The sequence below is a fragment of the Chryseotalea sp. WA131a genome, from assembly GCA_025370075.1.
Classification (GTDB): domain Bacteria; phylum Bacteroidota; class Bacteroidia; order Cytophagales; family Cyclobacteriaceae; genus ELB16-189.
Genome location: CP073016.1, coordinates 4,320,560 through 4,334,113 on the forward strand (window position 1 = coordinate 4,320,560; position 13,554 = coordinate 4,334,113).

General features: G+C 41.9%; 16 protein-coding genes. 8 read left to right on the top strand and 8 right to left on the bottom strand.

Translation table 11 applies throughout. The features are described 5' to 3' along the window. Nucleotides 1-12: 12 nt before the first annotated feature. On the bottom strand, nt 13-1,281 hold the full coding sequence (locus tag KA713_19905) for a hypothetical protein (GenBank protein UXE66673.1): 1,269 nt from the start codon (nt 1,279-1,281) through the stop codon (nt 13-15). Beyond that, nucleotides 1,271-1,987 carry a type III pantothenate kinase gene (locus tag KA713_19910; GenBank protein ID UXE66674.1) on the bottom strand — a complete coding sequence of 239 codons (717 nt, stop codon included), beginning with the start codon at nt 1,985-1,987 and terminating at the stop codon, nt 1,271-1,273. Before KA713_19910 ends, KA713_19905 begins: the two co-directional genes overlap by 11 nt. A 146-nt stretch (nt 1,988-2,133) precedes the next feature. On the opposite strand from KA713_19910, the gene KA713_19915 reads away from it, so the two are divergent. The 7 genes from KA713_19915 (at nt 2,134) to KA713_19945 (ending at nt 8,089) form a co-directional block, all read left to right on the top strand. Continuing rightward, a complete protein-coding gene (locus KA713_19915; protein UXE66675.1) occupies nt 2,134-3,396 on the top strand; it encodes an amino acid dehydrogenase in 1,263 nt (420 codons plus the stop codon). A 157-nt stretch (nt 3,397-3,553) separates the two neighbouring features. Continuing rightward, the gene (locus KA713_19920; protein ID UXE66676.1) at nt 3,554-4,270 is read left to right on the top strand and encodes a DUF4197 domain-containing protein; all 717 of its coding nucleotides are present in this window, start codon (nt 3,554-3,556) and stop codon (nt 4,268-4,270) included. A gap of 13 nt (nt 4,271-4,283) precedes the next feature. Continuing rightward, complete coding sequence (locus tag KA713_19925; GenBank protein ID UXE66677.1) at nt 4,284-4,517, top strand: hypothetical protein; 234 nt, start codon at nt 4,284-4,286, stop codon at nt 4,515-4,517. Continuing rightward, nucleotides 4,514-4,924: a type II toxin-antitoxin system VapC family toxin gene (locus tag KA713_19930; GenBank protein ID UXE66678.1), complete on the top strand. Its 411-nt coding sequence runs from the start codon at nt 4,514-4,516 to the stop codon at nt 4,922-4,924. Before KA713_19925 ends, KA713_19930 begins: the two co-directional genes overlap by 4 nt. Beyond that, a complete protein-coding gene (gene paaN, locus KA713_19935) occupies nt 4,917-6,587 on the top strand; it encodes a phenylacetic acid degradation protein PaaN (GenBank protein ID UXE66679.1) in 1,671 nt (556 codons plus the stop codon). Before KA713_19930 ends, paaN begins: the two co-directional genes overlap by 8 nt. A 230-nt stretch (nt 6,588-6,817) precedes the next feature. Beyond that, nucleotides 6,818-7,681: a sigma-70 family RNA polymerase sigma factor gene (locus KA713_19940; GenBank protein UXE66680.1), complete on the top strand. Its 864-nt coding sequence runs from the start codon at nt 6,818-6,820 to the stop codon at nt 7,679-7,681. Nucleotides 7,682-7,897: 216 nt separating this feature from the next. Next, entirely contained in the window at nt 7,898-8,089 is a 192-nt protein-coding gene (locus KA713_19945; GenBank protein UXE66681.1) for a cold shock domain-containing protein, read from the top strand. Between the two features lie 88 nt (nt 8,090-8,177). Here KA713_19945 and KA713_19950 read toward each other — a convergent pair whose 3' ends face one another. The 4 genes from KA713_19950 to msrB form a co-directional block, all read right to left on the bottom strand. Next, a complete protein-coding gene (locus tag KA713_19950; protein UXE66682.1) occupies nt 8,178-9,218 on the bottom strand; it encodes a hypothetical protein in 1,041 nt (346 codons plus the stop codon). Nucleotides 9,219-9,236: 18 nt separating this feature from the next. After that, nucleotides 9,237-9,686: a DUF2147 domain-containing protein gene (locus KA713_19955; GenBank protein ID UXE66683.1), complete on the bottom strand. Its 450-nt coding sequence runs from the start codon at nt 9,684-9,686 to the stop codon at nt 9,237-9,239. Between the two features lie 135 nt (nt 9,687-9,821). Further along, entirely contained in the window at nt 9,822-11,288 is a 1,467-nt protein-coding gene (locus KA713_19960) for a glycoside hydrolase family 32 protein (GenBank protein UXE66684.1), read from the bottom strand. A 1-nt stretch (nt 11,289) separates the two neighbouring features. Beyond that, nucleotides 11,290-11,739 carry a peptide-methionine (R)-S-oxide reductase MsrB gene (gene msrB, locus KA713_19965; protein UXE66685.1) on the bottom strand — a complete coding sequence of 150 codons (450 nt, stop codon included), beginning with the start codon at nt 11,737-11,739 and terminating at the stop codon, nt 11,290-11,292. Nucleotides 11,740-11,823: 84 nt separating this feature from the next. Here msrB and KA713_19970 point away from each other — a divergent pair, with 84 nt between their 5' ends. Continuing rightward, the gene (locus KA713_19970; protein ID UXE66686.1) at nt 11,824-13,182 is read left to right on the top strand and encodes a hypothetical protein; all 1,359 of its coding nucleotides are present in this window, start codon (nt 11,824-11,826) and stop codon (nt 13,180-13,182) included. Here KA713_19970 and KA713_19975 read toward each other — a convergent pair. Both KA713_19975 and KA713_19980 read right to left on the bottom strand, forming a co-directional pair. After that, a complete protein-coding gene (locus KA713_19975) occupies nt 13,179-13,385 on the bottom strand; it encodes a hypothetical protein (protein UXE66687.1) in 207 nt (68 codons plus the stop codon). The two genes, KA713_19970 and KA713_19975, sit on opposite strands and share 4 nt — an antisense overlap. 3 nt (nt 13,386-13,388) lie before the next feature. Then, entirely contained in the window at nt 13,389-13,544 is a 156-nt protein-coding gene (locus KA713_19980; protein UXE66688.1) for a hypothetical protein, read from the bottom strand. Nucleotides 13,545-13,554 lie beyond the last annotated feature (10 nt).

Consider the following 13,554-nt stretch of genomic DNA (forward strand, 5'->3'; position numbering starts at 1 on the left):
TTCATAGATAGGTTAATCAAACTTCCTTTTTATAAACCAACGATCATTAAAAGTCATGCCAAAGTATAACTTATAATAATCTTCTTCAATGGTATTGGTCGAAATGCTTCCCCGCTTGCCAAATTTCAGGCCGAAATCAAGCGTAGAAAGCCCCAATGGCATTGAAACACCAAAAGTAATACCTAAATCCTTTACTTGGTTACCGTTTACCAAATAAGGATACACTTCGTAACTACCACCCGTTCGGTAGGTCATGCGCTTCAAATAATTGCCTATGCCAGTAGGGTCGGGGGTGATTTCGAAACCTAAACCTGCGCGGTAGCCTGTAGTAGATTGGGTGGCTCTGGAAAAACCAGAAAATTGTGTATAATCCAACACCATTAAATCGGCCGCGGCCATCCAGCGGGTTGGCCTACCAAACGATATACCCATTCCATACGATTGGGGAAGTACGGCAGCCCCTGAAAAGTTTGCAACGGTAGTGGAATCAATGATCGATTTATTTACTCTAGATTTTCTATCTAGCCGCTGGGTTGTTTGTGTAGTTAGATCAGAGCGAAAGTCATACACAAAACCAATAGACAATTTATAATCTTTTTTGAACAGGGAATCTTTTAGAAGGGTAACACCACCACCAAAGGTTAAATCCTTTACATATGATCGTTCATACAAACTGGTAAAAAAAGGTACCACGCTATTGATGGACAACACTTCGTTGCTCTCCTTTATAATCGATCCAAACAAATAATTGATTCTAGATCCGATGGCTACGTATTTATTTATCCTCACACCATTTGACCAATAGAATTGATTCACACCACCTGACCCGATTTCTTCTTGCAAAACCGTGCTGTTGCTGCCGATCACATCCGTGGGTGCAATCAACCTATAATTGACAGACGAGTAAGGCATCAAACCAACCGAAGTAGTCCATTTGCCCGGTTTTACGGGGAAGGCCCCCACTAAGTAATTCAAATTGCCACTGCCATTTTTTAAAGAAGTGAAACCATCGTTCACCGTTCGGTTTTCCAGTTGCATACCTGCTTGGAATGAAACCACATAGTTATTTACCAATAGCGCAGGGTTTAGATTATTGATGTACCACGAACTGCCATTGCTGATGCCTACTCCGCCCATTCCCTGGTTTTGAGATAAGCCCCGGTTGTAAATATCACCAAAGCCAAAAGCGGAGAAGTTGCTTTTGGCCACCTGACCAAAAAGGACAGAAGCGCCTAAAGCGACCAGCAAAAATGTGAGGGAAACCCTTTTTTTAATCTGCATTGTGTAGCAAAATCCTGTTCAATCCGCCTAAAACCAAATCGGGGGCTGCAAATATGGTGTGTTTCAGCCTGTTTTCAAAAAGAGAAGCGTTGCCACCGCACACCAATACCTGTATTTCCGGATATTTTATTTTGTATCTGTCGATAACGCCCTCTATTTCTGCCAATACCCCATACCATGCACCACTTTGCATGCCATGTTCGGTGCTGTCGCCTACCAAATCAACTTCCGTATTTGTATTGACTAACGGCAAGCGGGCAGTAAACGTATGCATCGCTTTTAATCTCATGTCCAATCCAGGTGAGATAGACCCGCCATAATAGTTTGCTTCCTTGTCCAACCACTCATAGGTGATGCACGTGCCCGCATCAATCACCAAGCAATCGCGCTGCGGAAATAAATCGAGCGCCCCACACACCGCTGCAATGCGATCGACACCCAAAGTATGGGGAGTAGCGTATTTTATTTTGATGGGCAATGGCAAGATGTGTGAGAGCGTGAGGCACAATCCTTTTGCATTGGCACTTTCTGCAATTGCGGTGGCCGAAATTCCAACCGAGCTAATGAGCACATTATCGAATGTATTTTCTGAAAGAAATTTTTTCAATTCTTCTAGGGAACTGAACGTACATTTTTCTTGCAGATCTTTTCCTAAAAAGACTCCCGCCTTTGCCCGTGTGTTTCCTGCGTCAATAACTGCGTTCATTTATTATTTCTAAGTGTAATTCCACGCAAAGTCGCCAAGACCGCAAAGAAATGCTAGTTTTTCAAACTTGGCGTTCTTAGCGACTTTGCTTACAATGTGCCAATCTCCAAGCTTATTCGTAATCTTGCACCGCTAATTTCAATACGATGCAAAACTTGTTACAAAAGTTTGAAAACAAACGCCCCGAAGTTGTTTTTGAGTGGAAAGACAGTGAAACCGAAGCAGAAGGATGGGTGGTGATTAACTCGCTTCGTGGTGGCGCAGCCGGAGGAGGCACACGGATGCGCGTGGGTTTGGATAAGCGCGAGGTGGAATCGCTAGCCAAAACCATGGAGGTAAAATTTACCGTGAGCGGCCCGCCCATCGGTGGGGCAAAATCGGGCATTAATTTTGATCCCAACGATCCGCGCAAAGCAGGTGTTTTGCATCGATGGTATTCGGCAGTAATGCCATTGCTCAAATATTATTATGGCACTGGTGGAGATTTAAACGTAGATGAAATTCATGAAGTGATTCCGCACACCGAAGATGTTGGCATTTGGCATCCACAAGAGGGCGTATTCACGGGTCATTACAAGCCAACCGAGCCACAAAAAGTCAACCGCATTGGTCAATTGAGGCAAGGCGTGGTGAAGGTGATTGAAGATTCAACATTTACGCCTGATCTGAACAAAAAATATACAGTAGCCGATATGTGCACCGGTTACGGAGTGGCCGAGGCGGTGAAACATTATTATGAACTTTGGGGAGGGCAATTAAAAGGCAAGCCCTCCTCCGCCAAGGCTATGGAGGGCAGGCGTGTGGTAGTGCAAGGTTGGGGTAATGTGGGCGCTGCCGCGGGATTCTATTTATCGCAGGCCGGGGCAAAGATTGTAGGAATACTTACACGCGAAGGTGGACTTATTAACCAAGCAGGATTTAGTCACGAAGAGATTTGCAAACTAGTGGTGGATAGAGATGGAAATCGGTTGGTCACTCCGGATTTGCTTTCGTTCGATACGGTGAATAACAAAATTTGGGATTTGGAATTTGAAGTGTTCATTCCCGCTGCGGCATCGCGGTTAGTGAACAAAGAGCAAGTGGATAAAATGATGGCCTCCAAGGTGGAGGTATTCTCATGCGGTGCCAATGTGCCCTTTGCAGACCCTCAGATTTTCTTTGGCCCCACGGGTTTGTATGCCGATGAAAAGATTTCAGTCATCCCCGATTTTATTGCCAACTGTGGAATGGCGCGGGTGTTTGCTTATTTTATGGAAAGCGAAGTAGCCATGGATGACGCCAGTATTTTTGGTGACATCTCTAAAACTATAAAAACAGCCTTGGAAAAAACCAAAAAGGCGAATCCTGGAAAAATAAAAATTGCCCAAGCTTCTTTTGAGATTGCGTTGAGGCAATTGGTGAAATCTTAGGATTAGGCATTGAGGATTTGGGTATTGGGAATTAGGTGTTGGGGCTTGGGGATTAGTGGTTGGGTAATGGTAAGAGGTAATTGGTAAGTGGTGGTTGGCTTTAGGTATTCTAACTTCTGACTTCTATTTCAAACTTCTATCTTTACAAAAAAAGAAAATGAAGAAATTTGTCTTATTGGCAACCCTCTTTCTGGGTGCTTGCACGTCCGCGCAAATCAATCAAGCCATTGGCGATGCCAATAAAATATTGAATACGGAGAAACCCCTTACTTCAGCAGAAGTAGGAGATGGGCTTAAAGAAGCGTTGATCAATGGAATTAGCAAAGGAGCCGACATCACTTCTCAACTAGATGGCTATTTCAAAAATCCCGAAATCAAAATCCCATTTCCTCCTGATGTGAAAAAAGTAGAAGATAAACTGAGGCAAATTGGATTGGGTGTGGAGGTGGATAAGTTTGTGATGACCTTGAATCGCGGAGCGGAAGATGCAGCCAAAGAATCCAAACCGATTTTTATTTCTGCCATCAAACAAATGACCATTGAAGATGCATGGGGAATATTGAAAGGTGAGCCCGATGCGGCCACCAATTTTTTGAAGCGAACCACTACTGCGCAATTGAAAGAAAAGTTTAAGCCAGTAGTTCAGAACTCGTTGAATAAAGTAAATGCCACAAAATATTATGGTGATATTGTTAATAACTACAATAAGATTCCGTTTGTTGATAAAGTAAATCCAGATTTGAATGACTATGCAACAGACATGGCCATTCAAGGCTTGTTTACCATGATTGCCAAGGAAGAATTGAACATCCGCAAAGACCCAGTGGCACGCACAACTGAGTTGCTAAAAAGGGTTTTTGGTTCACAGAAATGATTAAATTTGGGGTATGGTAAAAACTGATACTATCCGAAAAAAAATAATCAAGAGAGTGGAAAAAGCCTCGAGTTCGGAGCTTGACAGAATTAGCGATTACTTAGATAATCTTAAAGAAAGAGAAAAGAGGAGGAAAGAATTGCTCGCGTATTCCGGGCAATGGAAAGATTTGCCCAAAGAATTTTTTGAAGAATTGACTACTAGTCTTCATAAAAAGAGGAACAGCAGACGCAATATTCTTTCATGAAAGAGGCTCTCATTGATACGGACATCTTATCTTATTACTTTAGAGGCTATGCAACTGTAACCAATCGCTTAGCTACTTATCTTGATTACTTTGACAGACTTAATATTTCCATTATTACTTATTTTGAAATATTAAGTGGGCTGCTCATTAACGACTCTCGTAATCAGCTAAGAAAATTTGAAGAATTTTGTAGAACCAATACAATAGTCAACACAACGATAAGTTCTGTTGCCATTTCTTCTCAAATCGTTGCTCACCTTCAAAAGAAAGGCATGCTGATTGACAATCAAGATATATTGATTGCAGGAATTGCACTTGAGAATAATTTGGTATTGGTAACAAATAATGAGAAGCACTTTGCCAGAATCCCAAATTTGATAATTGAAAATTGGAAAAAATATGAATAAACTTTTCGAGAAACATCAACCCATTCTTACTAAAGCTATTGAAGCTTTGCATGCGCGTACTTTCTATGCTGCCTATCCAGAAAATCCATCTCCGGCTACTTATGGTGAAACGGCAGATGCGGATGGCCAAGCAAAGTTCAAAGCGTCACTTGGTAAAAAATTTGAAGAACTAAAACAAACCAATGCCGATGGCTGGGCAGGACAAGAAGAATCGCCTTACCTGCAAGAGCCACTGAAAATTTCTTATCCTACTTTTTCAACTGCTTCCTTGATTTCAAAATCGAAACTGGCTTTCCATCAATGGAGGAAAGTGAGCGCACAAGATCGTGCAGGAATTTTGATTGAATCGTTGGAACGAGTAAAGGCGCGTTTTTTTGAAATAGCCTATGCCACCATGCACACCACCGGGCAAGGCTACATGATGTCATTTCAGGCATCGGGGCCACACGCAGCCGACCGCGCGTTGGAAGCCATTGCCGCTGGCTTCGAAGAGTTACAGCGCTTTCCAGCTAAAGCACTTTGGGATAAACCCATGGGTAAGTTTACCATTCAACTGAACAAAGAGTGGAGAGCGGTGCCAAAGGGAATTTCCGTAGTGATTGGTTGCTCCACTTTTCCTACTTGGAATTCCGTTACTGGAATTTATGGTAGTTTGATGACGGGCAATTCAGTCCTAGTGAAACCTCACCCTGGGGCGATTTTGCCCATCGCCATTTTTGTGGCTGAAATTCAAAAGGTATTGGAGGAAAATAAGTTGGATGTAAACATCTGTCAGTTGGCAGCCGACACATTCGATAAAATGATTACGAAAGAACTGGCTGAACATCGGGATGTGAAGTTGATTGACTTTACAGGTAATTCTGTGTTCGGTTCCTATCTCGAAGCATTGCCCGGTAAAACAGTTTTCACTGAAAAGACAGGCGTGAATTCAGTGATTATCGATTCGGCTGAAGACGTGGACAAGGTAGCAGCAAATTTAGCGTTCTCGGTTAATCTTTATAGCGGACAAATGTGTACCGCTCCGCAAAATTTTTATATCCCCGCCAAGGGAATTGAAACCCCGAATGGCGTTGTTTCATTCGATCAGTTTGCAGAAAAGTTTGTGGCCAACATCAACGGATTGATTGATAATCCGAAAGCAGGACCATTCGTGTTGGGCGCGGTGCAAAATAGAAAAACAAACGAGCGCGTGTTGGAAGCGGAGAAACTGCCCGGCAAGGTTTGGTTGAAGAGCCGCGTGTTTGAAAACCCACTATTTAAAAATGCGCGCGTTGCTACTCCAGTGGTCGTTGAGATGGAGGCATCTAAAAAAGAAATTTTTAGCAAAGAACTATTTGGACCAATTGCGCTGCTCATCAAAACAAAAGACACAGACGAATCAATTGCATTGGCACAAGAGATGGCGATGCGGCATGGAGCCATTTCATGTGGTGCCTACACTACCAATACAATTGTGAAAGAAAAAATTGCCGATGAGATGGCACTGGCCGCTACTCCTGTTTCGTTTAACCTAACAGGTGGAATTTACATGAATCAAAATGCTGCGTTCTCTGATTTTCATGTTACAGGTGGTAATCCTTCGGGCAATGCATCGTTCACCAATCCAGAGTATGTGACCAAGCGGTTTACGTGGGTGGGCCATCGAGAGCCGGTGAAAGCTTAGTTTTGATTCAACATATAGGTTGTTCCTTCAGAAGGAACAACCTTTTTTTTTGTTTTCGGTGTTCATATAAAAATAAAACTTCACCAACTTAAATCGCTACCTTTGCGAAAATAATAGATGCCTTAGCCGCTCACTTGCTATTCGCTATTAGCGGTAATCCCTATCTTATATTTCTTTAAATGTTGGTTAGGGCAAATTTTCTACTTGGTAATTCATTAAAACAAAAATAAATGAGACAACTAAAGATCAGTAAGCAAATCACCAACCGCGAGAGCCAATCACTTGATAAGTACTTGCAAGAGATTGGAAAGGTAGATTTGATTACTTCTGAAGTGGAAGTAGAATTGGCCAAGCGCATCCGCGAAGGCGACCAAGTGGCACTTGAAAAACTAACGAAAGCGAACCTTCGCTTTGTGGTCTCGGTGGCGAAACAATACCAGAACAGTGGCCTTACGCTGGGCGATTTAATCAATGAAGGTAATCTTGGCTTGATCAAGGCAGCCAAGCGATTTGATGAAACACGCGGCTTTAAATTTATATCGTATGCTGTGTGGTGGATTCGCCAATCGATTATGCAGGCTTTGGCAGAGCAATCGCGTATTGTACGGTTGCCTTTAAATCGGGTGGGTTCACTCACCAAAATTTCAAAAACATTCTCTGACCTCGAACAGAAATTTCAGCGCGAACCATCTACGGAAGAGGTAGCAGAAGTAATTGGTGTCACCAATGAAGAAGTGCTTGCCAATATGAAAGTATCTGGCCGCCATGTTTCCATGGATGCGCCTTTTGTAAATGGTGAAGAAAACAGTTTGTTGGATGTTTTGTCGGATGCCAATGCCTCCACACCTGATTCTGAACTAATGAGCGACTCGCTGACACGAGAAGTACAGCGCGCCTTGGCAACGCTAACGGAACGAGAAGCGCAAGTATTGAGCTTGTATTTTGGATTGAACAGAATCGAAGCGATGACGTTGGAGGAAATTGGTGAAGAATTTAATTTGACACGTGAGCGTGTTCGGCAGATAAAAGAAAAAGCAACGCGCAGATTGCGTCATACCTCTCGCAGCAAAGGGCTTAAATCTTACTTAGGATAGGTCTCCGAAATTAAAAATAGGATACCGACTAAACTAGTGGTATCTTTGACGCGCATTTAAGTAAAAGTGTCTTTTCAACAAGCTTTCCTGCTTTTGTTTGCCTCCTTACTTTAAAACTTTCTGATTGCTTTAGTGCGTTGATTAGTTTTTGCGACCGAATAGATTAAAATCTATTCTTGAGAATGAGTTTTTTTAATTTTTAACAATTTATACACAATGCAAGGAACAGTAAAGTTTTTTAATGAGACCAAAGGTTTTGGATTCATTACACCCTCTAATTCAGGCGAAGACATCTTCGTACATGCTTCAGGTTTGGTTGACCAAATTCGCGAAAACGATAAGGTTGAATACGAAGAAGAAAGAGGCAAGAAAGGAATGAATGCCGTTAATGTTACCCTAGTGAACTAAGCGATTTCTTCTATAACATTAAAAAAAGAAAACCGTTGCGAGACGGTTTTTTTTTGCATTAGAAATAAGACAGAAGTAGAGATTCTTGTTAGGGACTAACCAAGTTTACAGAGAAATTTATAAAAAGTGAATTGCTCAACGAATTCTCAAACAAGTAAGGCTGGTCGCCAAAACCCCGGAAAAATTCATGCTGATCGACATGAAAGCGCGTGTTGTAACGCAGCCCCGCTTGCAACGAAAACCAGATGAAATCTTTGATAGATCGCTCGAACGTAAACCGAATACGCAATTCACTTCTACGCAATTCTAAGTTATCGAAGCCGGGCGTAAACTCGTTGCCACGGTTGCGGATTAAATAACTATTGCCTTCCAGTTCATACCCAAAAAAAGCGAGTGTTCTTGAATTGAATGTCCTGCGCAAATTTGCCCGAGCAGGAAACAAAGCCTCCACGCCCCACTTGCGACTGGGGAATGTGTAGTTGTATAGGAACACCGGCAGATAATTCAGTTCACCAATTCGGTACGTGCGCGCCAAACCAAAACCGTATTGAAGTCGGTCGTGTTTTTTCCAACCGTAAATTGCCGTGGCCGAAATTTTTGCAGTGCTCATCGATTGGAAATTTTCAAACGAATAATTTCCGTTCAAATCGGCCGAACCATTCACAATTAAAAAATTAATTTCATTGAATGGCTTGAAGAGCGTGAAATTGATACCCATGGTACGCAAGCCATACGCCTGAAGCGAACGTGCAAGCGGATGTGTGGCAGCACTGCCGAAACTGTAAAAGTTCTCCCAATAGGTGGCACCAACATTTAGCAATAAATTCGTTTTTGAAATAATGGGAGCATTGACTGCTATGCGTAAGCCATTGTTGTTTTGGTTTTGGATGGACTGAGGCGAAATGCTAGCCACTCCACCTAAATCAGCTTGATAACTGCCTTGAAAGTCGTAGCCAATCGAAATCAATTTATTCGGGCTGATGTCAAAAACTTTAGAGGTGCAAAAACGCTTGGCACCACCCGCCAATTCTGCTTCCCCATACATACTGTAATCTTCAACAGTATCTGCCTCTTGTGCCGACAAACCATAAGCTACAGACAGAGCAGTTACAAGTAACAACCACTTCATAAAAATATTTTTTAAGAATTATTTCTTCTTTAGTTGTATGCGTTTCCACACATCGGTGCGACCAAAGAGCGAAACTCCAATAAAGCCTCTCACATCAAGGGTATTTTCATCGGTCATTTTTATGGTGCAACTGTAAGTACTTCCGTTTTCGGGGTCGTAAATCGTGCCATCCTCCCAAGCTTTTTCACCTTTGAAAGAAAAATCTTTTATCAATTTGTATCCCAGCAATGGCACGGTACGAAGTTTTTCATCGGGATTATTTTTATCAACCTTGGGTTTCCCTTCTTCGTTTAGCGGCTCGCGTAGCCACACTACTTTTCCGAAAAATTTGTCCCCCACTTTGTCAATTTTTACCCGAGCTTTTCCACTGCCTGTTTCCCAAACGCCCAAAATAGCGTCTCCTTCAGACTGGGCAAAACAAATTACAGTTAGTAAGCAAAGAGTGTTTAAAAGAATAAGCTTTTTCATATCAATAGTATTAACAGTATCAGAAGATAACAGTAATACTATCAAATTGTTTAACCCAGGCCTTGGGTTAGAAAAAATATTGCTATTTCAAAATGACGAATCCTGACTGTAATCGTCAGGCTTGTCAGGGTAAACCTATTTCCAAATAGACTTCAAAAGCCACGAATTTTTAATGGTGGCTTTACCGAACGATTTGATATTGAATGACTTGGATTTAAAAAAGAATTGTTCACCAAAAGTAATTTCACCCCCGTTGGCAAATACTTCTACAATGGATTGATCAATAAAAATCTGAAGTGTGATGGTATTTTCAGAAGTCACCATAGCCTTTTCAAGGGAGCCAAAATCTTCCTGAAAATCAATGCGGCCCGCTTTGCTTCGGTCTATAAAAAGTTGATGCGAGGTAGCATCGTACCCAATCATCAACTCGTCTCCATCGGTTGATTGCAACTTGATACCTGCATCCGATTTTTGAAGTTCAACTTCCAACTCAATTGGTTCGGTAATATTTTCCAATGTTTTCAATTCCTCTTTTCTGAGTTCGGTAATGGATTCAAGGGGTTGCTGAATCAAAACAAATTTTCCATTACTCTTTTTTAGTGAGATTTCTCTTGGTAAGGAAAACGCCCCGCGCCAAGGCGAAGTGGGGATTTGATTTCCATATGTCCAGTTATTTAGCCAGCCCAACATTATTTTTTTATCGAGGTTGTTGAAGACGATGCCCGCATAAAAATCTTTTCCATAATCAACATAGTGAGCGGTGGTGTCATCTGCTTGGAAGGTGGTACCATCAAAATCGCCCACAAAATATTGCATGCCCACAAACTTTGGCCCTGCTGGATGGCTTCCTGAAAGGGATAACACCCATTTTGTTTTGTTTTCGTTTTCGATCGGCAGCTCGTACAGATCCGGGCATTCCCAAATTCTATTCCTGTCACCTGCATCACCAAACTCGCTTATTAATTTCCATTCTTTTAAATTAGTGGATGAATAGAATTGAACCTTGTATAAATCAGGCACCACCAACACCAGCACCCACTTTTGTTGTGGCTCGTACCAAAAAATTTTTGGGTCGCGAAAATCTTTCCGCTGAATGTCGAGTATAGGATTTTTATCGTAGCGTTTCCAACTTCTTCCTTTATCAGTGCTGTAGGCCAAGCTTTGGTGTTGCGTCACGGCTTGATTGTTTTTATGAACATGCGAAGTATAAATGGCGACCATCGCATTTGCACCAAATCCTGCCGTGTTGTTTTTATCAATGACAGCAGTGCCCGAAAAAATCATGGTGCTATCGCCCGTGGCGGGGTCTTGATATTCCTCTATTGCAATCGGCAAGTGTTTCCAATGCAACAAATCGTTGCTGACCGCGTGTCCCCAACTCATGTGGCCCCAGGTATCACCATACGGATTGTATTGGAAGAACAAATGATACTCGCCATCGAAATACACCAAGCCATTCGGGTCGTTCATCCAATTTTTTTCAGGGGAGAAATGAAGTTGGGGGCGGTATGTTTCTAAGTAAGTTGATTCCATTTTCTTTGAAGGAGAAGTGCAGGCTGTCACTACAGCCAATAAAAGAATGAAATGAATGAATCTATACATATTATGCCTTGTCTTTTAGTACCAAACTTGCAGAGTTAATACAATACCGTAGTCCACTTGGTGCGGGACCATCTGGGAAAACGTGGCCGAGATGTGCATCGCACACATTGCACAACACTTCTACACGTACCATGCCGTAACTTTTATCGCTGTGATAGGCGATGGCATTTTCTTCTACGGGCTGTGTAAAACTTGGCCAACCTGTGCCCGATTCAAATTTTACGCGCGAATCAAACAATGGAGTGCCACAGCACAAACAACCATACAAACCCGGCTCGTGCGCTTCACAGTATTCTCCTGTAAAGGCTCGCTCGGTTCCTTTGAGTCGTGTGATTTGAAATTGTTCCGCGGTCAGTTGTTTTTTCCACTCCTCATTTGTTTTTTCAACGCGATGGGTAGGTTTTGGATTTCCTTTTGCGCTAAATTGAAGTACTTCTTTCCAGGTGAGCATAGTAATTGGTTAGAGAAATTATATTACAGGGAAAGATACAGAAAAGTTTCGTTTGGCGTTTTAGAATACCAAACCTAATTATCTATGCCAAACCCCATAAGGCTAGTCTCCATTTCCCTTGCTATCCTTGTTATTAGCAAAGCATATCCTCAAAAAGGTGGTGAGCAAATCAAATCTTTTCAACTCTCCATTGCCCCTGCGCTCGGCACCAACGGCCTTCAGCCAGGCAGTTTCACCAATCATATTTCAATCAATCTTACCTCTGGATATTCTGCTAAGAATTTAGCTTTCGAATTAGCTACTTTTTCTAACCTAAATACAAATGGCACGCGCGGACTTCAGTTTGCAGGACTAGCAAACATAACTGGAGGAAATGCATTTGCTTCGCTTTCTAAAAAGGAAGTAGACCAAAAACTAAAAAGTGGTTTCAATTCACATTTGGCAGGAGCGCAATTTTCTGGCTTGACCAACATTGTGGTAGATGAAATTTTTGGGATGCAATTGACGGGCGGAATAAATTTGGGCAAAAACGCATTGTTTGGAGTTCAGGTAGCTGGCGTATCCAATATTGTTTATAAATATTCATTTGGTGTGCAACTCGCTGGGGTATCTAATGTTTCGGTCTCGTCCATGGATGGAGTGCAAGTGGCAGCACTTGCCAATCGCACCGAAGGGGGATTGTTTGGTTTTCAACTTGGGGCTTTTAATCATGCTGGCTATACGGAAGGAATCAACTCGTTTGAAAGTAAAAACCCTTGGGGTGTACAGATTGGACTTTTCAATTTTGCAGAGCGCATGAATGGGTTTCAAATTGGGTTAATCAATCGCGCCAAGCAATCGCAAGGAACGCAAATTGGGTTAATCAATTTTTATAGACGTGGCAAAGTAGTTGGAACCAAAGATGGAACTGCGATTGGTTTGCTGAATTTTGGAGAGGTGAATTATGGGGCTGTCTATTCCACTGATTTATTTGCTTTCAATTATGAAATAGCAACGGGTAACAGAAAAAATGGTCGCATCAAGCTTGATTCAAAAAATGTGTATTGGGTAAACTCATTGGTGTATTCTAGAAATGCGTTAAATCATGGAGCATGGGCGATGGGTTTCGGAATAAAGAAAATGTTTTTTAGTCGCTCAGATTTGCCGGGTATGATGGAATTTCGATTTTTAAGTTATGGAATGGATTTTCAACACGTGAGTTTTAGGGCAGGCCAAATTACAAAAAACTTGAGCCTACTTTCACGATTGAAAATGGAGATTGGAACCAGGCTTGCACCTAAACTATATGGCGTTTACCTATTTGGTGGACTCACCTACAATTGTTATTGGACAGACAGCGACAATACGCTTGCTCCTGCTTTTCTAAAACAGCAAACCCAACACAACAACCAAACTTTTGAATTTTGGCCAGGATTTATTCTTGGTGTAACGATACACGGCTAGCCATTTCTTTTTAACTCAATGATTAAATCTTCTGCGTTTAAAGAAAAGTTAACCGGTTGTGGATTGTAGCCATCCGTGGGGTAAAAGCTTTTGTTGTAGTTGCTGCACATCACGTTTTTGAAGGTGACGGTTTTTATCAAGTAGTTTTCCTCTGCATGAAAAACTTTCACTTTTAGATCTTTTCTGTCGGATGCGCCTCTCAAACATCAATCCAATAAAGATTGATCTACTTTGTTGCTTTTAATTCCCAAGCTAATGCTAACGCTGGCAATAATGTTTTCAGGTGTAGAGGGGACAAAAGAATAGTTCACATTGTCGAGCGGATATTCTTTTCCGTCTATTTCAATTTTAATTCTTATCATGAAAAGCAGT